Genomic DNA, 19139 nt, shown 5'->3' on the forward strand with positions numbered 1-19139 from the left:
AGCGCGGACGTCAGCCGGTGTACCGGGCGAAGATGCTGGTGAACTGCCAGTTGCTCTGGCTCACGCCCGAGCAGGTGTCGTCGTTCGGGTAGGCGCCGGGGCAGGGTCGGTCGCGGTTCGCGGACCAGAACGTCAGCCGCGCCAGGTGATGGGTCTGCGCGTAGCCGAGGATGGTCTGGAAGTCGGCGGTGGTGACGGTCTCGTGGTCGTCGGTGATGCCGTTCATCGACGAGATGCCCATGTGGCGGTAGGCCGCGTCGTCGCTGTAGCCGTACGCGTTCTTGAGCGCGCTCTTCAGACCCTCGGCCGCCCGCTGGGTGAGGGTGCCCATGTTCTGGCCCGCGCCGCCGAAGTCGAACGGCATGATCGTCCAGGCGTCCACGGTCAGCCCGGAGGACGCGGCCCTGTTGATCAGACCGGCGTCGGGGCCGCTCTGGCCGGTGCCGATGGTGACGTACACCTTGAGGCCGGGGTTGTTGGCCTTGACGGTCTTGAGCGCGTCCACGGTCCGCTGTTGCACGGTGCCGTTGCTGTACGCGTCGGCCTCGAGGTCGATGTCGATCGCCTTCAACGAGTAGGCGCTGATGACCTTCTGGTACGCCGCCGCCAGCTCGCCGGCGCTGGAGCAGGAACTCTCCAGCTTGTTGCCGCTGTAGCCGCCGAAGGACGGGACGACGTCACCGCCGTTGGCGCGCACGGTGTTGATGGTCTGCTGGTCGACTCCACCCGTCAGTGCCCGGCCGCCGTCCCACTGGGGGTTGCAGTAGCCGTTGCTCAGGACGAACGCCAGGGTGAACCACTTCACGCCGGTCGCGTTCATGACAGTTGTAGGGCTGGGTGGATTGCCCCAGCCGTTGTAGAGGTAGGGTGCCACGGCCATCGGCGAGGAGGCGGGCGGCGTCGTGCCGCCATCCGCGGCGGGTGCGTTCCACTTCTGGTTGGCGGCTCCGGTGCAGGTCCAGATCTGGGCGCGGGTGCCGTTGGCGGAGGAGTTGCCGGTGACGTCCAGGCACTTGTCGGCGGCCGGGTTGGCGATGTCGCGCGCGGCGCCGACCGTCCACTTCTGGTTGGTGCCGCCACTGCAGGTCCAGAGCTGGAGCTGAGCGCCGTTTTCCGTCGAACTGCCGGTGACGTCAAGGCACTTGCCGAGCGCCCGGATGGTGCCGTCGGAGCCGACCGTCCACTGCTGGGCGGCCGTGCCGTTGCAGTCGTAGATCTGCACGGCCGTACCGTCGGCCGTGCTCGCGCCGGCCACGTCGAGGCATTTGCCGGCCAGGCCGGTGATCGTGCCGGTGGCGGCCGAGGCGGAGGGGGCTGCGAGCGTACCGACGGTGGTGAGGCCGAGGGAGAGGGCCAGAGCGCAGCGCAGAGCGAGGCGTTGCATGGTGGAGCCTTTCGTCCTGGGTGGGGGTGGACGCCGCCTGCCTGAGGGCGGTGAGAGATGAACACGGTCGTTCACATATATGAGTGGGGGGCGTATGTGTGGTGGGCTGCTGGCTGGTGAACCTAAAGGTCTACACCAAAGCCGTCAAGAGGTGTGGCCGGGCAAGTCCGTCATGGTGGCGGTGAGTTGAGAAGTTGTAGGCGCAGTCGCGCAGCGTGGATCCCGTTACGGTGCTGCTGGTGCCGATTCTGGGCGTGCTGCTGTGCGCTATGGACCGTGTTGAAGACAGCCTGCGGCCAGCCAGGCCATCCGCCTCGGCGTGGTCAAGTACGTGGCCACCGTCGAGGCCGGATACTTCGGCGAGGTCTTCGACCGCCGTTCCCCGGACCCGCTGTGTCGGTGGCAGGACCCCGACGGTAATGATCAGTGGGCGGCTGTGGACGAGACCCGCGATCAGATCATCGAGTTCTACCGGCGCGGGTGGGAACCCACGTGCTCGCCGAGACGGTCCGGCATGCCGGGTATGCCGACATTCTGTGCGACGGCCTCGACGGCCGGACCGGGTTGCGCGCCGAACGCGAGAAGCAGATCGACGAGGAAGCCCGTGCAACCCAGCACGCGAGGATCGACCAGGCCGCCAGAACGGCTGCAGCAATCAAGGCTTGACGTCCCCGATGGCCGATGCCGTCGCCGATCGCGAGGCGTTCGAGGCTGGGGACTAGGACGAGGTTGCGGGTCTGGCTGGAGGCCGGCAGGCTCGGCGCGGCGCCGCGTGCGGATGGACGGAGGCAACTGGTGGTGGACAGGCGTCTCGCGGGTCGTCGGCCGACGCGATACGCCGGCAGCACCGAGTTCCTCGGGCACCATGTTCTCGGGGAGCCGGCGGCGGGCAGCACCGGGCATCCGTGCATCCCCTTCACCGACCAACCAGCGAGGCCGGGCTCCACGCACCCTGGATCGCCACCGGTGCCATCGAGGAGGTCCCCTCCCACGAGTGGCTGTGCGGAGGAACCGTTCGTCGGCGGACGCCTTTGCGAGTCGGTGATCAAAAGATCTCAGGCAGGGCGGCTCGCTGGGGTGCAGAGGGCGAAGTCGTTGAAGGACTGGATGTGCCCTGTGCTGTTTCGTGCTGGTGCTCGGTCCATGATGTCGAGCAGCGTGCCCGGTGTCTGGCCGGAAAGGGCCCGGAAGTCTCGGTTCATGTGGGACTGGTCGTGGTATCCGGCCTGGTTGGCCAGGTCGGCGAGCGAGTTCAGGCCGGTCGATGCCACGGCCAGCGCGTGGTGGAAGCGGATGATGCGGGAGAGTGTTTGGGCAGGCAGCCCTATGTGCTCCCGTAGCAGTCCCTGGACGCGGCGCTGGCCGAGACCCGTGGCCAGGGTCAGGTCGCGTAAGGACACGGCGCCATCGCGCTCACGCAGCAGGGCCCATGCCTGGGCGGCGGCAGGTGAGGGGGCCAGCGCTTTGTCGCTGAGTCGCCGGGTGAGCAGGGCGTTGAGGATCTGCCAGCGGCGGGGCCAGTGCGGTGTGGCGGCCAGCTGTTCGGTGGCGTTCAAAGCCCAGCCGGCTCCCATGATGAGGTCCGGGTCGATGACGGTCTTCGCCAGGTGGTGCAGAGGGAGGTTCAGGAGCCGATAGGCGCCGAGCGGCGTGAGTTCGATCTCGACGGCAGATGCCGATCCGATGAAGCCCGCCAGCATGGGCGCGGTCTGCAGACCCGCGATCATCGCAGGCCACGGACCTGCTGCCCCCTCGTTTTCCGGACCGCTGTGGATGGTCAGCGGCTGCCCCCAGCCCAGGAGCAGGGTGACGGCTGCCGAGGGCAGGGTGACCTTCGTGGGTTGTGCGCCGCCCATGCGGTGCCCTCGATAGCGGATCACGATGCCGCGCAATGAGGTGGACGGACGGCCGATGTACTCGCCGGGCTGGTCGATCGGTTCGGACACTGTTGGCGTTCCCCCGCTGCGATTGCGTCTTCGTACAAGACTCCCGGCGGTCGGCACTCAAAACTAGGGCCTGTTCAGTCAGCCAAGCCCAAATCCAAGACACGTACGCGCAAGTGAACATGACCAAGTCCTCGGTGAAGTCAACCGACAAGTGCTCTTCGAGGAGAGTGTGACTATGACCAAAAACCGCGGCGGGAGCCGTCGGACATGGGTGCGCAGCACGGTGGCGGTCGCCTCCGGTTTTTCGGCGGTCCTCACCATGGCTGCTACCGCCGATGCAGCGACACAAAGCGCCGGTACGGCAGCGGCGGCCAGCTGCCCGTACCAGTACTTCTGTGCCTACCCCGAACCGAATTTCGGGGGCACGCCCATACTCATGTACAACTGCAGGGAATACGACATTCCGTGGTCGGGTCTGGGTTCATGGATCAACAATCAGACCCCTGGAACCCGCGCGCAGTTCAGGAGCAGCGACCACGTGACGCGCTGGACGGATGATGGTGCCTACGACTCGGACGCCTCCGCCGACTGGGGATGGGTCTGGTGGGTGAAGCCCTGCTGAGGGGCCGACTGCGCCGGCGGTGACAACCGAGCTCCCCGCTATCGGATGCTCTTCCCCACCTGAAGAAGGCCCAGCCCAGGGGACAGGCGAGGCACGGTTGTCACCGCAACGGCCCTGTCGGGATGATCTCGGTGACGACCGATGGCAGGGCTGCTCGTCTGCGCAGCCTCTCATCTCACGGGGCGGGCGACCGACAGCCAGAAACCGGCTCGACATGACGTCGAGCCGGTTGGCCTCGTTCTTGCCAACTCGCTCGTCTCGCTGCCGTCTTCGGCGGCAAGGCGGCTGTTGCGCAGCCGAGGATCATGACGGCACCAGAACGAGGACACGTCGTGCCGCAGGCCGCTGCGCCGGCTCTGCGGCGATGAGGGTCTTACCGGTTCCAGTGGCTGCGATTACCTGTGTTCTCAATCCCTCGAGAGGCACAGCTCCACTGGTTGGCTCCCGAGAACGCGGACCACGTTTTCGACGGCCTCGACCTGATGCGGGCGCAATTCCATCTGCGTCACGGCTCCTCACATTCTCGCTCCCGGTCGTCGCCTACCGCGGCCAGCGCGTCGATGAGGGTGGTGCCCACCCCGATGCCACCCAGCTTCATGCCGGGCGCTTCTCCCGGGCCGTCGACAAACTCGGCTCGGACTCCCCAGCCGTCCGGCTTGGTGGTGTCCACGCCCTGGCCGGACCTGTCGACGACGCCCTCGACGACAACTTGCGTCATGCGACGTCGGGCACCTGCATCGACGTCCTGTGTGCCTACCTCCAGCCTTCTTCACCCCCGACCCCGGAGAGACCCCGTCCACAGGGAGGAACATCACAGGGAGGAACACCACAGGTACCTGGCTTTCCGAAAGGTCCGGCATCCGATCCCGCGCCTCGTCGACGACCACTACCACCGACGCCCCCAGGGAACCGTCGGCTCCTGGCAAGGGGCGGATCTCGCGATCAGACATCAAAGCCGCGGGTGCGCGACGCACGACCGCGCCGTCACGCTAGGGTCAGCAGTCGAAAACTGGCCAAGACCAGACGCCAAGACGACAAGCGGCATACGCCGATGTCCGTTGCACAAGCGGTGATGCGTGAAGAAGCGGCGCATACGTGCAACTGACGGCGGCCGAAAGTCGTCCTTTGCGGCGAGCCGTCGAGGCACACCAAGAACTCGGACAACGGGGGGACGCAGCATGAACGTCACGTCGAAGAAGAACCGACGCAGACCGATGGCGGTCGGGGCGACCGTACTGGGAGCCTGCATGGCCGGTGCGTTGCTCCTGACCGGATGCAACGGCAAGGAAGCGACGACGAGTTCGGTCGCCGGCACGAACCCGACGAAAGCGGCGGCCACCGGCGGCAAGGAGACGGCCACCAGCGCGGCGAGCAAAGCGCCGCTCGCCACAGCGTCTGCGGGATCGATCAGCGCTGCCAAGTCCCCCGGAGCCGTTCCGGCCGCTTCCAAGTCTCCCGTTGCCACTGCCTCCCCAGCGGGCGGCACCGACGACGACGGCTGTGACCACAAGATGCCGATCTCGCCCGACGAAGTCGCGGTCTACCGCTACACCCCCGAAGGGGGGTCCCTCAGCCTGATCGTCAAATACGGCAACTGGGGCTGCGGGTCGCCCGACTCCGACGGCGCGCCGTTCGAGACGGTCGGCAAGGAGACGTTCATCCCGATGGACCAGGCCGCTGACGTCACCGTGACCAACCCCATCGTGGAGAGCACCGAGAACCAGCACATCGGTGTTCAGGAGTTCCTCGACTGGCTGGAGGCGCACCCGAACTCGGGGCTCGTCTTCACCTACCACCTGGGTGCCGACGGCGCCATCGACCGCCTCGACGAGGTCTTCACCCCCTAGCAGCGCCCCGGCGCTCGGCTGTCCCGGCTCGGGCGGGGGCTCGCGACGTGACGCCCGTCCGATGGCAGACCGCTGGTCAGGAAGCCGCCGGATGGACCAGCGGTTCAACGGCTGGCAGTCGTCCCGTCGTCCGCAATGCGTCAGTCCGGCTTGCCCACGTCTGAAGCCTTCGACCGCTGACCGGAGCACGGTGAGGACGCGGCGCTCGCCGCTCAGGCGGGCCGGACACACTCCGGCCCGCTTCACGACCGTAGAGGTGGAGCACGATGACGTGACGGGGGATACCGGTGATACCGCGGGGGCCGGGAGAAGATCACTCCCGGCAGGTGCCGTCCGGTCCTACCGGCGTGCGCGGCGAATACGGACGGGCCCGCGCGTCTCCGTTTCCGCGACGGCCTGGCCGCCCTGCGTCACCTCGACCTCGCCGTGGTCCACCAGGCGCCATGCCGCGCGGCGGGCCGGTTCCATCAGGGCTCGCCAGCCGTCGTCCTCACCGTCGTAGACCTCGCGCGCCGCGTCGGACGGACAGATCGACGCGGTGTCGGCGCGGCGATCGAGCAGGCTCATGATGGCCTTCTCCAGCCGTTGACCGAGCCGTCGGTCTGCCTCTTCCATACGGTCCAGTGTGCCGGAGTGTCTGTGCAAGGGCAGGTGGAGGCGTCGCCCTCGCCCCGGGTGGAGCCAAGTGGCGCCGCCCTAGCACCCCCGGGGCGGCCCGCTCTGGACCGTCGGTCGTCGGGGGCCCGGCTGCCCGGTCAGCTTCCGGTTGTGCAGCAAACGGGCCTTTGCGCTGCGCTGACCTGCGTTTTTCGGTCAGGAAGCAAGGACCTGGCCAGGCCTTCGCCTGTCGGACCATGCTGTGCGGGGAGGTGAGGGTGGGGGCACAGCACTCCTGCGAAGCCCGCGATGAGGGGAATCCATGAAGCGAATCCGCAATGCCGCGGTGTCGACCGCCTTGACCGCGATCGTCATAGCCGGCGGCACGGTACCGGCGGCCAGCTCGGCCCTGGCTGCGCCGGCTCGTGAAGGGGCTGCCTCCGGCCCTGTCCCTGCGTCCGCCTTTTACTGCGGCTACGACAACCGTCCCATCCCACCCTCCGTAAGCCCCGGCGGCACCGGCAACACGGTCAGGGAACTGCAGTGCCTGCTGACTCAGTGCGCCTACTACACGGGTCCCGTCAGCGGTGTCTTCGACGGGGCGACAGCGGCCGCTGTCCGTGCCTTCCAGAACGACTACGGCATCCCCTATGACGGTATCGTCGGCCCCCGGACCTGGGCCGCACTACGCACCTGCGACATGGCCTAGGCGTCACGAGCCGGGTGCCCTGAGCCGTGCCGATCCCAACGGGGCCGGGGTGTGCACCAGGCTGTTGCCCCGACGTGTCGACGTGGTCGGGCCCGCCGCCCGCGGCGTCGTGGCGTGCAGACTCGCCGTGGGTGCTGGGACCCCGTGCGGCGGGCCAGTTGACCGGTGGTGCCGCTGTCTCCGAGGGCCGTGGGGCACGCGGCCCTCGTCGGTCCCAGCAGCACCGCCGGCGCTCGGACCCCGAGGGGCGTGGTCGGGGCCGGTCCACCACTTCGGTTCCCGCTCGACCGGACACATCAGCACGGGCGGCAGCCCCGGCCGGGGGACGGCCACGGGCCGGCGCCGGCAGGACGCGGAGGGCACCAGCGCCGGCTCCCGTCCGGCCAGCCGTATCTCGCGCGCCGCCGGGTGGGCCGTCTCAAGCACTGCTGCCTGCCACGGCATCGCAGGGTGCATCGCGGCCAGCAGCCCTTCGGTGCCTTGGCCGAGCCCGTGCGGGCCCGGCGGCGCGTTTTGCGTCGTCGAGTGACGGCACCCGCGGCGAGAAGGGGGCGATTGCCACATGGTGGTACGCACGAAGTGCCGAGCCGAGCCGAGCCGTGCTAGCGCTGCCGGCTCGGCTTCCGTCAACGGCCGCAGCCACGCCGGAGCCCTCCGGCAGTGCCGACAGCTCCCGTCGCAGCCGGACGCGCGGGGCGCCGCGTAACGCCTCGGTCCCTGTCACCAGCCCCTGCTCCGTTTGCTGCGGGGTGAGGAAACCGGGGAGGTCGCCCCGCAGACACGAGATGGCGCAGCAGCCGCACACACCATCGGGGCGCCGTTCGTCCGGGTGTGTCGATGCTCGGCGGGTCCAGGCAACTGAACAGGCCCTTGTCCGTATCCCAGGGGACGGGTGACGTTCATGGAGCGATCCCGTGGCTATTGCCAGGACCACCGCCCCCGATGACCGATCACCGTTGGAGGGAACTCCCTATGTTGCGTGTGCACTTCACGCCTGACGACGTCGCGCGTGTGCGCGTTGCCGCCGGGCCGGACCACCTCTGGGAGATCGCCAACAGTTTCCAGGGCCTGTTCAGGGGCGGCGACGCCCTTTCGTTCGGGCTGTGGCGGCAGTTGGTGCGGCCCTGCCTGGGCGGCCCGGCGGACCGGCTGCTGGCCGGGCTGCTCCCCGGGCGCGGCTACTTCCCGGACTTCCTCACACCCGCTGCGGGCAACGGGCACGATCTGGCCGCCGGCCTCGACAGCGTGCTCGGCACGTCCCCCACCGCCCTGCGCCGCGACCTTGCGCTGCTCGCCGCCTCTCCGCACCTGCGCCGACCGTTACCTGACCTGGCGCGGTCGCTCGCCGACGGCGAACCCGAGGCCCTGCGTCGGCTGGGCGCTGCCCTGCACGGCTACCACCGGCGGGCCATCGCCCCGTTCTGGCCGCAGATCAGTGCCCAGGTCGACGCCGACCGGGCCGTCCGCGCCCGTGCCGTCCTGGCGGGCGGCACCGACGGGCTGCTGGCGAGCTTCAGTCCTGTGCTGCGCTGGCGTTCGCCGGTGCTGGAGGCCGACTATCCCGTCGACCACGAAGTCCGCCTTCAGGGGCGAGGGGTGGTGCTGCAGCCCTCTTTCTTCTGCATCCGCAGACCGGTCACCCTGGCCCTTCCCGCGGCCGACTGGACGCCGGTGCTGGTCTATCCGGTCGAGCACACCCCGCACTGGGTGGGCAGCGGCAGCCGGCAGGGTACGGAGTTGGGTGCGCTGCTCGGCCGGACCCGGGCTGCGATCCTGGAGGATGTCGTCACCGGCCGGACCACCGGCGAGCTCGCTGCGCGGTTCGGCATCTCCGGCGCCGCTGTCAGCCAGCACACCGCGGTGCTGCGCCGGGCCGGCTTGCTGGTCAGCGTCCGGCACGGCAGGTACGTCCTCCACACCATCACGCAGGTCGGGATCGCCCTGTTCGAGGCCCGTCCCAGGCCGTCCCTGTAACAGGTCCCGGCAGGATTCGGCAGCTGTCCTTCACGTGCCGGATCACTGGCAGGAAGAGCGACAGCCGGCCCTGAAGCCACGGCTTAAACGTGTTGTGGGGCAACGGCGGACGCGCACAGTCTGATGGCGTCCAAGTCGCCTTTTTTCTCAGGGGGTTGAAGGCAGAATGAGTGACAAACGATCCATCATCGGGCTCCTCGGCGCGCTGGCTGTGGCGCTGGCGGCCCTGTTCGTCGCGGGCCCGGCCCAGGCCGCTCCGCAGCAGGGCGGGGCCAAGGGCGGCCACGTGCTGGTGCTGCCTGCGGCACCGGCCGGGGTGACGCCCAAATCCGCCGCGGCGAACTCGCCGACCACCTCGCCGACTGCGAGCAGGGTCGTCCACGTGGCCAGCGGCAGCTCGGTCAACTGCACCAGCGGCAGCCTCTGTACCGCCGTGTGGGACCCCACGACGGGTGACTGGAAGGTCTTCTTCCTCTACAACTGCGCCCGGTACTCGCTGTCGTACTGGAACGGCGGCGGCTATTACGTCGACTCGCAGACCGGCGGGGTCACCTCGTACTTCTACGGTCAGAGCGGCAACGTGCTCAAGCGGTTCACGCCGGACAACACCGTGTACAGCTACGACTGGACGCCGGTCTGGTCCATCCGCAACTGCTGACCCACGGGTGAACACGCGTACGCCCCGGCCGTCCACGACGGCCGGGGCGGCACAGGATCAGACCCAATTTCCTTGCCGCCACGGACCTTGCGCCTGGATTCAGTCGTCCCGACCGTCTGTCTGCGCTCGTGAAAGAGGTCGGAGCCCCGGCCGCAGCTGCCCGCGATGCTGCCATCCGACAGCAACTCCTGGAACTGCCCGGCCCCGTTGTGGGAGACCACGCAAGGTCTCCAGCAGGCTGGCTTCCCCGAGAGCCGGCGACAGCCGATGAGGCGGTCACACCGGTAAACCGCTGGCTACAGGCCCTCGATCCAGGGGTGTCCCGGGTGTACGCGGGCGAGTAGCTCGGCGAGGGTCTCGCGCTGAGCCGAGGTCATGTGCGGGACGGTCGCCTCGAAGTCTGTTTGATCCTTTCGGCGGGCGTGTTTGGCCTTGAACAGCAGGACCAGTTCGGGCGCCAGATACGGGATGCCGTCCTGGGTGTGATGGACGATGTGGTGGTAGGGCAGCCGGATCCTCTCATCGCGGCGGCAGATCCAGGTGTCGCCGTCGTGTGGTTCGCGGAACACGTCGAGCAGGTAGTTGCCGGTGGCCGGATCGCGGAGCCAGGTCTGGTGCACGGCGGCCAGCACCTCCGGTGCGGCGTTCTCCCAGATCCGGCCGCTGCCTACGGCGTCGAAGGCGTATCCGGGGAAGCGCTGGCGGACCTCGGGAAAGCGCGCTGCCGGAACCGCGATCTCGATGTCTCCATGAGCGCGCGTCTGCATGCCCCGGAACAAGTCCAGCGCCCAGCCCGCGGCTACGTACCAGGGCGTGCTGATCCCGGCCAGCCGCTGCGCGACCTCCCTCGGAGCCCAGCATGACGACCACCTGGCGGGGAGGGCTTCGATCTCGTCGGGTGACAACTCGATTCCGCCGCTGGGCAGTTGCTCGCTCACCGAAGGAATCTATCAGCGGACTCGAAGGTCCCTGGCCGTAGTCGATGAAGGCGATGAACAAGTCCTGCGAGCTGTGGGACTGTCAAACGAACGGTGTAACTGGGGTAGTTGATGATGACTGACGGGCCGCTGAGAGTCGGCCGTCGAAGGGGATGCCGAAGGCGTTCACGGCGGGCTTCCAGCGCATGGTCCTTTGCCCGTCGACGAGCTGCCCACCAGGACCACGATCCGGCTGCGGCCTTGAGCCGCCTCCCGTACCGCCGCGGCCAGCACTTCGTCATGCCGGCGCTCCACGTATCCCGGCAGGGCCCGCTCGCCGACCGCGATGGAGCACGGACCGGCAGGGTGGACTTCCAGCTCGTGCGGCTCCCACTGCTCGATCGGACGCCCCGGACCCGGCATGTCGGTCGGGTGCCCATCCGCTTCCTCCATCGCGGTCCGCCGCAACTCCAGCAGCTCCCCCCGCCGACAGCTTCGACGCGCGTGCCAGACGGGCCACCGTATTCGCCGACGGAACGCCCTCATCAAGTGCAAGAGCCTTGCCCACTGTCGCTCGGCCCAGCCCGGCTAACCCCGCGAGCTCTGTCTGATTCAGCCTGGCCCGGGCTCGTGCCTCTTCCAGCCGTCCGCGCAGCTCAGGAGTGCCAGGCCTCGGCTGTTGTCCGCCTCGTGCATGTGCTGGCCCCCCAGGTGGTGTGTGCGCCGTGTTCATTTTCGTCTCGCTGAACCATGGCGCACAGGCATTCCGGGAGGTTGATCCCTGTCAACACCCCACGGTGTGCAGGGAGCTTGCCGTGACCGTCGCCGTCGTCCTCCTCGCTGTCGCTGGCGTCACCGTTTTTGCGCTGATGGCCGCCGCCGGTGCCGCCACGTTGGCTCGCCTCAAGGGCAGCACCTGGCCCAGAGCCCTGACCCGTGCCGCCCTCACCCCCCTCCTCACGTGAGGTGCGGCTCCTGGACAGCGTGGGCAGCGTCCGTTCACCGGAGAGTGACGGCGCGGTCGCGACGGCGCACCGTCGCTGCGCAGGACGTAAGCGGATCGAGCCGTCAGCATGCGCGCATGAATGATCAGTGGATTGCAGAGAGCGCGGTGTGTCCGCAGTGCGCCAGGGCCCAACGGAGGCCCTGTGGAGGGAACATCCGGGTGCCCACCGTCTCGATCAAGATCCGGGCGACCACGGGTGCCTCTCCGGCAATTGGCTGCCGGCTGTCAATGCCCCCTAGCGATCACCATCGCCGGGGCCGTGGTCCGGACAGTCATGCTCCCCCAACCACATGGCACCAAGTGCCCGGTTCACCCTCACTTCACCGTGCTTGAGGACATAGAGATCGGGGTCCCTGCCCTTCGCGGCCTCCGACAAGAGCGCTAGCACCCTGGCCATCACGTTCATGTCGAGGCCAAACCGTCTGCGTTCTTCGACAAGGCTCTGATCGAGATAGCGCCCATAGAAGCGTTCGGCGCCAGGCTGACGATCCAATTAGACCCTCGCTCGCCGTACCTGCTCTGTTGTGATCCTGGAGTCCTCCTGCTGGTCATGACAGCCAGAGCGGCGGCGCTTGTCGCGGCACAGCACTCCCATGTTCCAAGGGTCGTGGAACATCAATGCGGCCCGCCGCAGGTCGTGATCGTCCTTGCTGAACAGGGGGTGCGTCTCGATCAGGCTGCGGATGGTCGGCCAGTCCAGGATGTGAGCGATCTCCAGCTTCCGTGCGGTCGTTCCACAGATCATGCACTCCGGGCTCAGGGCGTGGATCAGCCGTTCCGTATCCGGATGGAGCGGAGGCCGCTTCATCTTCATCTCAGCCCACGAGCCCTGCCGTCGCTCTTTCGCCGAGCACCAAGCCGCACGTGGCCCGAAACGCAAAGTTACTTTCACGCTCGGATAACGAGCCTCAAGAGCCCTGACCAGCTGCTGCCCGCTGACGAAGGTGGCCTCTGCAAGGTCGGGGAGTCCCCCCTCGAATGGCAGCCAGTCATCCCACCAACCACTCACGCTCCGTCGTGCACGACCTGAGTCCCGAATCTTGAGGTCGCATTCGGCGCCGGAGCGCTGCTCTTCTGCCGTCTCTGCATACAGGACCAGGCGATCACCACGCTGCCGCGGCAGCTTCGCACTCAACTCCATGCTGACCATGATGTCCACCTGTGCTGACAGTCGGTGCTGAGCGCACGTCCCGAACACCCACGACACGCGTTACCGCAGACCAGCCTCCATCTGGGTGATCGGCCCAATCGCCCATCCGCCACGCGGGCGAGGCGGGGACGGGTACGGCGAAGGCGAGAGCAGTGGCCCCCACTCAATCGAGTCAAAATTCGGTGCGACCCGACTGTCCGCTTCGGCTCCCGCCTAACGTCAGGTTGGCAGTGCTCCCGGGCGAGCGCTGCTGAGGCGTTACTCGAACGAATGGACCCGAGCGATGGCGACAGCACTAGACATGACAGCTGCACCTGAATTGGCGGTGCTGCGGGCTCTGGAGCGAGTGGGAAACCGGATGTTCCCGCGCTCCGAGCGGGCCAGACTCAAGGGTGTCCCGCCGTGGGAGATCTACATCCACCTGCCAGCGGACCCTAGCCGCCTCGACGACCTGCTCACCGGTGCCTGGGATCTACCCGCAGTAGCGGGATTCTCGCAAAACCTTATCTCTGCTCTGGACGCCTACACCCGAACTCTGTTGGTCTCTGGCCACGCATTCGACCGAGACGATTTGCAGCGAGTCCTGGCACGCCTCTGAAGACGTTGGACCGGTTCGAGACCGGCCGAGCCCGCGCAGCGGTCGGCGGACTCAGCCACTGACCCTGGCCCGGAGTCCCGTGAGGTTAGTAGTCGAGGTCGAGGTAGTCGATGTCGTTGAGGGTGACGTCGGAGAGCCCTTGGGCGCGGTTTCCGCTGTCTTGGAAGTAGATGTCTTTGAGGCCGTCGGCGATGATCTGGCGCATCTCCTGGTCGCCGGCGCCTGTGTTGCGGGCGTTGAAGAGGCGTTGTGCGTAGTGCGGGGGGAGGTGGACGGTGAGGCGGCGGAAGCGTCCGTCGTCGGTGGTGCCGATGGGTGCGGTGTATCCGAAGCGGGCGCGGGTTTCTACGGTGATCCCGCCGGTGGTCGCGGCCTGTTTCTGGCGGCGTTTGCGGACCTGTGGCTGCCAGCGGGCCCGTACGGCGGCGTCGATCCGTTCGGCGATGGCCTTGGGCGGGTGCTTGCGTTCGCCTGTGCGGTAGCGCTCCACCGACCGCTGGCTGACACCGATCTCCTGGGCGACGGCTTTGGTCGTCTTGAGCTGCTTCATCAGGAAGTTGATGCGTGCCTGGAGTGTCTTGGGCGGCTGGCGGGTGAAGCTCTCCTGATCGGCGCGTTCGATGGCGTCGTCGATCTCTCCGGCCACAGCGCTTACTCTCCTTCGTCGAGGACGGCGTCGCCGCCCTTGATGTGCCGGGCGGGGTTGTAGCCCTGTTCCATGAGGTCGACCGCCCACAGCATCGACTGCACACCCTCGAGTTTGGCCAGGCCGGGGGTCGGCCCGAGACGGAAACCACCGGGCTGGGGCTTGCCGGAGGCCGCATAGGGCAGGAAGTCCAGCGGCGAGTCGCCCGGTGAGGGGTAGACGACGCAGTCGGAGAGCACGGCGAGGGGGTACAGGCCCGTCATCGCCGCCATGTTGCGCAGCTTGCGGTGCATGTTGACGCGCGCTTTGGAGATGACAGCAGCGCGGACGTCGGGGCGCCAGGTAGGACGCTGGAGGGCCGGCCACCGCTCGCCCTCCTTGTACTTCCTGCCCTGCGGACGCTCCCGCAGTTTGCCGATGCCGCCCTTCACGGTCGCCTTGATCGCGGCCAGGACGGCCGCCATCGCCGGGTCGACGTCCTTGTGCTGCTCCATCGCCGCCAGGAACTCCGCGTCCGACAGGTCCTTGGTGACGCCGAGGTCGGCGAGGGTATCGACGTAGGCGGTCTTGAGCCGGTCGTGCCACGGGTCCAGGTAGGCGCCGGTCTCCCGGCGCAGGTACGCCTCGATCGGGGCGACGTTGTAGCCGAGCTCCTGGGCATAGGCGACGGTGTGCGTCTGGTACCAGGCAGGACCTGCCGGCCGGACGCCGTCCGGCGTGAAGGGCGAGGGCAGACGCGGGTCCACCTCGACGTGGGAGAGGTCGACCAGCCAGGAGCCGGGGATCTTCGGGTTGAACGCCGGGGCGCGGAAGTGGTCCGGGGCGGACAGACCGACGACCAGGCGGGCCGCCGCGGCAAGAAAGGCGGTGTTGAGGTCCAGCCCGACCACGTAGGGCAGCGTGCACTCCTCATCGCTCAGCAGGCTGACGTCGCGCACCCACTGGTACGCCTCCTCATTCAGGAACCCGCCCGTCCAGCCGCTGTCCACGACGACGGGGTGCTCCGGTGTAGCCTCCGGCGGCGCCGGATCCATCGGCTCGGTCCCGAGGCTGCCGGGGTTGTGGCCGGGCACCCAGTTCCCGCTCGCTTCGTCGCGCACCGCACGCGTGGGCGGTCGCAGCGCCGTCATCAGCTCCAGCCCGGACACGGCCGTGGAGCCGCGCGGCGTGATGACCCGCTGGGCGTAGGTGCCGAGGACGCGGGCGACATCAGCAGGTTCCATCTCGGAGACGCCGAGCCAGGACCGCTCATCGAGGGCGTCCCACGACAGGATGGCGAGTTGCACGCACTGCCGTTCGTGCCCCTGGACCTTGCGGTAGATCCTTGCCCACGGACCGAACCCGCGCTGAGTGAGCCGCCACTTCGCCTTCACCACCTGCTTGACCACCGGGTGGTCCTCCGGCAGGCGCAGGGAGCGGCGCTGTTCGTGGCCTTCCAGGCGCTCGGGCAGGCCGAGCTTCACGGCGGCCGCTGCGGTGAGCACGATCAGCGGGTCGCTGTCCTTGCCGTTGCGGTGCAGACGCGGCGCACCCAGGCCGGAGGCGCGCAGCGCCCACTCCACCAGTTCCACCACCGTGGTCGCCGGGCAGTCGAGCACGATCCCGTCGACGCCGTGCGCGCAGCCGTCCCCGTCCAGCACCGCGAGCGGACCGTGCGGGAACCGCGGATCGGCTGCAGGCCTCGCAGCCTTCTGAGGGGCCGGGCGCCGCGACGTCGCGCCGGACCGGGCGGCGGGGCGCGCCAGCCCCGTATTTGGAACGTCGACAGGCTGCGGGGCGTCTGCCCTCGCCGCCTCGGACGCGGCCGGGGCGGCAGGCGCTGCCGGCACTGTCGCGGCAGCCGACACGGCACCGGGGGCCGGATACTTTGCCGCCCACCCGTTCAGCAGCCGCTGGTAGGCATCAAGGCGCGGCGACTTCGGCTCGCTGCGGCCGTTCTCCCAGTTCTTCACCGACTGGGTCGTGGTCTTCAACGCGCTGGCCAGGCGGGCCTGGGTGATGCCGGCAGCCTCACGCAGCCGAGCCCGCTCCGCCGGAGGCGGCAGATGCGGCTCCTCGTTCAGCAGAGCGTCGACGGACGCGAACAGCTCTTCCTCAGACGCCATGACCCTGCACCTTCACGTCGAGACCCGAAACGTCTTAACCGCAAACTTAGCCCATCCCTTAACCCTGACCAGCCCACCCCAGCCCCAGCGTGGCGAGTACCTGGAGCTTGTCGGCACTCAGCTTGGCGCGCCGGGTTTTCTGGTTCATGACCCACACTCCGAGCTTGACGGCGTGCTCCTGGCCGTCGATCTCGACCACCTCTACGTGCCCCCTAGGCACTGCCAGGTGCCCTTCCCGGCCCTTGTACTGAGCCAGGGCCGCAACGCCCTTCTCGAAGGCGCTCACGGGCGCCGTGGACGCTTCCGCGGGTGCCTCCGGCTCCGGGGCTGGCGGCGTGATGCCGAGCTGTTCCAGGCGCTCGCGCTGCCCGTCGTGAAGGGCCTGCCAGACCTCCGGCTTCCGTTGCCGGGCGAGCCATTTCCCGATGTCCATGCCGTGGACGGTGAGCCCGGGCAGTACCTCGGTCTCACCAGCCTGTCCGTGTTCGTCGGCCATGAGCTCGCGCAGGGCGGCGTAGTGCCGTTGCCAGTCCGCCGGCCAGTCCGGGTTCCAGTCCTTGTCCACGGCTTCCAGCGCGGTCTTCCACTCCGGGTGCCCGTCCAACGCACCGGGCCGCCTCAAATTCGCGAGCCACATCCCCAACGGCCTGTCCAGCATCGCCGCTGACCTGGGAGCGCAGAGGGTCCAGTGCTGGTCGTAGTACGCCTTGGCGGCTTCCAGGTTCTCCTGGAAGCGTTCGTCGGCCAGGGACCACACCATGCCTAGCTGCTCCAGCCGGCGGGCACGCAGCCCGCTCATCTCCCCAGCCAAGAAGGCCCGCCGCTGCTCTGCCACCCATTGCCCGAGCGGTGTCGCGCCCTCGCGGTGTCCGTAGGGCACGCGGGCGTTCCCGACCCGCTCGACGTACGTCTTCAGCTTGGCCCAGCCGCGGGCCCAGTCCTGGCGCTCGGTATCGATCACGTTGAAGGACACCCAGTCCGCGACCATCACCGGATCCCTGGGGGCGGCAAAACGGAGCAGCAGCCGTGATTCTTCCTCGCCTTCCCCGGGCGCAGAGCCGATGTTCACAGACGGTTGCGCGACGTCCTTCTGCGGCTCCTGAGGAATCGCCAGCAGCTCGACAACCTCTTCATCGTGAGCCCGCAGTCCTTCCAGGACTTTCACCAGGGGCCGATACGATCCAGAGGTGAACATGTCCTCGGGCTGCTCTCCAGGCTGGAGGAAGACGGGCACGATCAGGGAGGCGAGTTTGCCTTCTCCGGGCTTCTGGCGGAGTGCGCGGCCGATGGCCTGGACGATGTCGTGCGGCGCGCCCTTGGGATCCAATAGGGCAACTGAATCCACGCTTCGAATATCGACACCCTCGCCCAGAACACGGCAGTTCGAGAGCACCGCCCGCTGCGCCGTGGACCCGAACGAACCAAGAACCTCTCGCCGGCGTTCGGGGACGTGCTCGCCGCACAGCCAGTCGGCCCAGATCCGCTTCGGGTACGTCTCGGGCTGATCCGCGTGCAGCTTCGCCGCCACCCGCTCCAGCCCTTCCGCGTACGCCTGAGCCTCGATGGTGCGGTGGTGGAAAGTGATGCACGTCGACAGATCGTGCTCAGCCATGGTGTGCAGCAACGCGGCCTGGAGCGCCCCGAGGCGCTGACCGCGGACCTCTTCCGTGTGCCGCTCCTCGCCCATCAGCCGCTCGGGCGTGACGACCGGGTCCTTCACCTCCAGGACGATGATCTGGTACCGCGCCAACAGGCCCCGGGAGACGGCTGATGCGAGCGAGAGCTTGTACAGGACGGGCCCGAAGACCTTCTCATCATCCATGGAAGCCGCCATCTCCCGCGGCAGCGGGTCACGGACTCCCTCGGCGACCTCGCGGCTGAGCCGCTCCTCCCAGATCCGCGGTGTGGCCGTCAGGTACAGCCGCCGGGAGGCCTGGATGACGCTCTGATCGTGGATGTCGGCCCACGCCTTACCCATCGAGCCACTTGTCCTGTGGGCCTCATCAACCACCGCGAGGTCTACTCGATCAAGCTTCTGACCGTAGACACCCTCGAACGCCTCCGCCAGAACACCCAAAGACGCGTACGTCGCGTAGATGGTCACCGGCCCCTGCCCGTGCCACAGCGCCAACTGGATCGGATTCGTCGTGGAGCGCACCTTCAACGACCACAGCTCCGGATCGTCCTGGAGCGAACACACCGCAACCGCCGGCCCCTTGTGGCCGGCCTCGTGCCAGGCCCTCACGGTCTGCGCCAGCAGATCCAGCGTCGGCACCAGCACGAGCACACGCCCCCGGGGCACAAGCCGCTTCGCCGACGCGGCAGCCATGACGGTCTTCCCCGTCCCACACGCGGCGTGCACCTGCCCACGAAGACCATTCCAGGGAATACCGCCTGACGGAACATCAAGGCCCCGCACAATGGCGGAAACGGCCTCGATCTGGTGATCACGCAGCTTCACGGCCATGCCCCATGTTCTCCTTTTTCGCGGAATGCGGCGCGTAATAGTAAATATAATTCAGGCGCAGGTGCGCGGTGGTAGGGGTGTAGCATCTGATCCCAGACTCTACACACCCAGAACTCATGATGCATCAACCGTCTGCCAACTTCACACCCGCGGGTGGCACAGTGACTCAATCTCACCCACGAACAGTCGGCTGCCCTCTATGCTGACAGGGCGATACGCGAACATGCCGGGACGGGTAGACAGTGGGGAAGGGGTTCAGGGTGGAGCGCAGCGGAACCCGTCACTACAACGAGGTCGGCACCCCGTCCAAGCCGACGGTCCGTCACACCCGTTACTAGGGTGATAGCTGGGAATCCCAAGCCCTACACAGTCCTGCGCGTGATGCACACGCCTTGCTGCCAGCCTCAGAAATCCCGCTTGCGGGATTTCCTTAATTCGCGCTTGCGCGAATTAACACGCACTCAGAATTCCGCTTGCGGAATTCGATTTCCGCGCTTGCGCGGAAATCTGGCGGAGCGTCAGCGGAGCCGTTCTCTATGCAGCGCGCCAGCGCTGCATATCCCGCTCCGCGGG

General features: G+C 67.9%; 16 protein-coding genes and 1 pseudogene. 7 read left to right on the forward strand and 10 right to left on the reverse strand.

Annotation, left to right across the window (positions count from 1 at the left end; translation table 11 throughout):
• Positions 1-10: 10 nt before the first annotated feature.
• Positions 11-1384, reverse strand: coding sequence for a chitinase (locus tag H295_RS0133045; protein ID WP_020139637.1), 1374 nt, complete (start codon positions 1382-1384; stop codon positions 11-13).
• 313 nt (positions 1385-1697) lie between these two features.
• Between H295_RS0133045 and H295_RS45915 the strand changes: the two are divergent.
• Positions 1698-2050 (forward strand): annotated as a pseudogene (locus H295_RS45915) (DUF664 domain-containing protein); the annotation flags it as partial.
• A 389-nt stretch (positions 2051-2439) separates the two neighbouring features.
• Here the strand turns inward: H295_RS45915 and H295_RS0133055 are convergent.
• Positions 2440-3330, reverse strand: a complete 891-nt coding sequence (locus H295_RS0133055) for an AraC family transcriptional regulator (protein ID WP_020139639.1) — start codon at positions 3328-3330, stop codon at positions 2440-2442.
• Positions 3331-3505: 175 nt separating this feature from the next.
• On the opposite strand from H295_RS0133055, the gene H295_RS44835 reads away from it, so the two are divergent.
• A complete protein-coding gene (locus H295_RS44835; protein ID WP_158691087.1) occupies positions 3506-3892 on the forward strand; it encodes a peptidase inhibitor family I36 protein in 387 nt (128 codons plus the stop codon).
• Between the two features lie 505 nt (positions 3893-4397).
• Here the strand turns inward: H295_RS44835 and H295_RS47295 are convergent.
• The gene (locus tag H295_RS47295) at positions 4398-4610 is read right to left on the reverse strand and encodes a hypothetical protein (RefSeq protein WP_020139641.1); all 213 of its coding nucleotides are present in this window, start codon (positions 4608-4610) and stop codon (positions 4398-4400) included.
• 460 nt (positions 4611-5070) lie between these two features.
• On the opposite strand from H295_RS47295, the gene H295_RS0133065 reads away from it, so the two are divergent.
• Positions 5071-5739: a lipoprotein gene (locus tag H295_RS0133065; protein ID WP_043218317.1), complete on the forward strand. Its 669-nt coding sequence runs from the start codon at positions 5071-5073 to the stop codon at positions 5737-5739.
• Between the two features lie 339 nt (positions 5740-6078).
• Here H295_RS0133065 and H295_RS0133070 read toward each other — a convergent pair whose 3' ends face one another.
• Entirely contained in the window at positions 6079-6354 is a 276-nt protein-coding gene (locus tag H295_RS0133070) for a DUF3253 domain-containing protein (RefSeq protein WP_020139643.1), read from the reverse strand.
• Positions 6355-6658: 304 nt separating this feature from the next.
• On the opposite strand from H295_RS0133070, the gene H295_RS44840 reads away from it, so the two are divergent.
• From H295_RS44840 to H295_RS0133085, 3 genes are all read left to right on the forward strand, one after another.
• Positions 6659-7045, forward strand: a complete 387-nt coding sequence (locus H295_RS44840) for a peptidoglycan-binding domain-containing protein (RefSeq protein WP_020139644.1) — start codon at positions 6659-6661, stop codon at positions 7043-7045.
• 972 nt (positions 7046-8017) lie between these two features.
• The gene (locus tag H295_RS0133080; RefSeq protein ID WP_020139645.1) at positions 8018-9019 is read left to right on the forward strand and encodes an ArsR/SmtB family transcription factor; all 1002 of its coding nucleotides are present in this window, start codon (positions 8018-8020) and stop codon (positions 9017-9019) included.
• 166 nt (positions 9020-9185) lie between these two features.
• On the forward strand, positions 9186-9677 hold the full coding sequence (locus H295_RS0133085) for a hypothetical protein (RefSeq protein WP_020139646.1): 492 nt from the start codon (positions 9186-9188) through the stop codon (positions 9675-9677).
• Positions 9678-9973: 296 nt separating this feature from the next.
• Here the strand turns inward: H295_RS0133085 and H295_RS0133090 are convergent, their stop codons facing one another.
• Together H295_RS0133090 and H295_RS48140 are read right to left on the reverse strand one after the other, a co-directional pair.
• Entirely contained in the window at positions 9974-10615 is a 642-nt protein-coding gene (locus tag H295_RS0133090) for a nucleotidyltransferase domain-containing protein (protein ID WP_020139647.1), read from the reverse strand.
• 165 nt (positions 10616-10780) lie between these two features.
• On the reverse strand, positions 10781-11047 hold the full coding sequence (locus H295_RS48140; RefSeq protein ID WP_234021726.1) for a hypothetical protein: 267 nt from the start codon (positions 11045-11047) through the stop codon (positions 10781-10783).
• Positions 11048-11409: 362 nt separating this feature from the next.
• On the opposite strand from H295_RS48140, the gene H295_RS47620 reads away from it, so the two are divergent.
• Positions 11410-11559 (forward strand): hypothetical protein, encoded by a 150-nt coding sequence (locus tag H295_RS47620; RefSeq protein WP_199788643.1) that lies wholly within the window; start codon positions 11410-11412, stop codon positions 11557-11559.
• Between the two features lie 534 nt (positions 11560-12093).
• On the opposite strand, the gene H295_RS47300 is transcribed toward H295_RS47620, so the two are convergent.
• The 4 genes from H295_RS47300 to H295_RS0133120 all read right to left on the reverse strand — a co-directional run bounded on the left by H295_RS47300 (position 12094) and on the right by H295_RS0133120 (position 18566).
• On the reverse strand, positions 12094-12759 hold the full coding sequence (locus H295_RS47300; RefSeq protein WP_158691088.1) for a hypothetical protein: 666 nt from the start codon (positions 12757-12759) through the stop codon (positions 12094-12096).
• 674 nt (positions 12760-13433) lie between these two features.
• A complete protein-coding gene (gene tpg, locus H295_RS0133110; protein ID WP_020139652.1) occupies positions 13434-13994 on the reverse strand; it encodes a telomere-protecting terminal protein Tpg in 561 nt (186 codons plus the stop codon).
• A gap of 5 nt (positions 13995-13999) precedes the next feature.
• Positions 14000-16099, reverse strand: coding sequence for a telomere-associated protein Tap (tap, locus tag H295_RS0133115; RefSeq protein WP_020139653.1), 2100 nt, complete (start codon positions 16097-16099; stop codon positions 14000-14002).
• Positions 16100-16157: 58 nt separating this feature from the next.
• Entirely contained in the window at positions 16158-18566 is a 2409-nt protein-coding gene (locus H295_RS0133120; RefSeq protein ID WP_020139654.1) for a DEAD/DEAH box helicase, read from the reverse strand.
• Between the last annotated feature and the right edge of the window lie 573 nt (positions 18567-19139).

Origin of the sequence: Streptomyces sp. 351MFTsu5.1, assembly GCF_000383655.1 — a bacterium.
Classification (GTDB): Bacteria; Actinomycetota; Actinomycetes; order Streptomycetales; family Streptomycetaceae; genus Streptomyces; species Streptomyces griseorubiginosus.

Excerpts from the sequence above, each read along its gene's own strand:
- H295_RS0133045 (WP_020139637.1), bottom strand. The coding sequence starts at position 1,384 with ATGCAACGCCTCGCTCTGCGCTGCGCTCTGGCCCTCTCCCTCGGCCTC.
- H295_RS44835 (WP_158691087.1), top strand. The coding sequence starts at position 3,506 with ATGACCAAAAACCGCGGCGGGAGCCGTCGGACATGGGTGCGCAGCACG.
- H295_RS47295 (WP_020139641.1), bottom strand. The coding sequence starts at position 4,610 with ATGACGCAAGTTGTCGTCGAGGGCGTCGTCGACAGGTCCGGCCAGGGC.
- H295_RS0133065 (WP_043218317.1), top strand. The coding sequence starts at position 5,071 with ATGAACGTCACGTCGAAGAAGAACCGACGCAGACCGATGGCGGTCGGG.
- H295_RS0133070 (WP_020139643.1), bottom strand. The coding sequence starts at position 6,354 with ATGGAAGAGGCAGACCGACGGCTCGGTCAACGGCTGGAGAAGGCCATC.
- H295_RS44840 (WP_020139644.1), top strand. The coding sequence starts at position 6,659 with ATGAAGCGAATCCGCAATGCCGCGGTGTCGACCGCCTTGACCGCGATC.
- H295_RS0133080 (WP_020139645.1), top strand. The coding sequence starts at position 8,018 with ATGTTGCGTGTGCACTTCACGCCTGACGACGTCGCGCGTGTGCGCGTT.
- H295_RS0133085 (WP_020139646.1), top strand. The coding sequence starts at position 9,186 with ATGAGTGACAAACGATCCATCATCGGGCTCCTCGGCGCGCTGGCTGTG.
- H295_RS48140 (WP_234021726.1), bottom strand. The coding sequence starts at position 11,047 with ATGGAGGAAGCGGATGGGCACCCGACCGACATGCCGGGTCCGGGGCGT.
- tap (WP_020139653.1), bottom strand. The coding sequence starts at position 16,099 with ATGGCGTCTGAGGAAGAGCTGTTCGCGTCCGTCGACGCTCTGCTGAAC.
- H295_RS0133120 (WP_020139654.1), bottom strand. The coding sequence starts at position 18,566 with ATGGCCGTGAAGCTGCGTGATCACCAGATCGAGGCCGTTTCCGCCATT.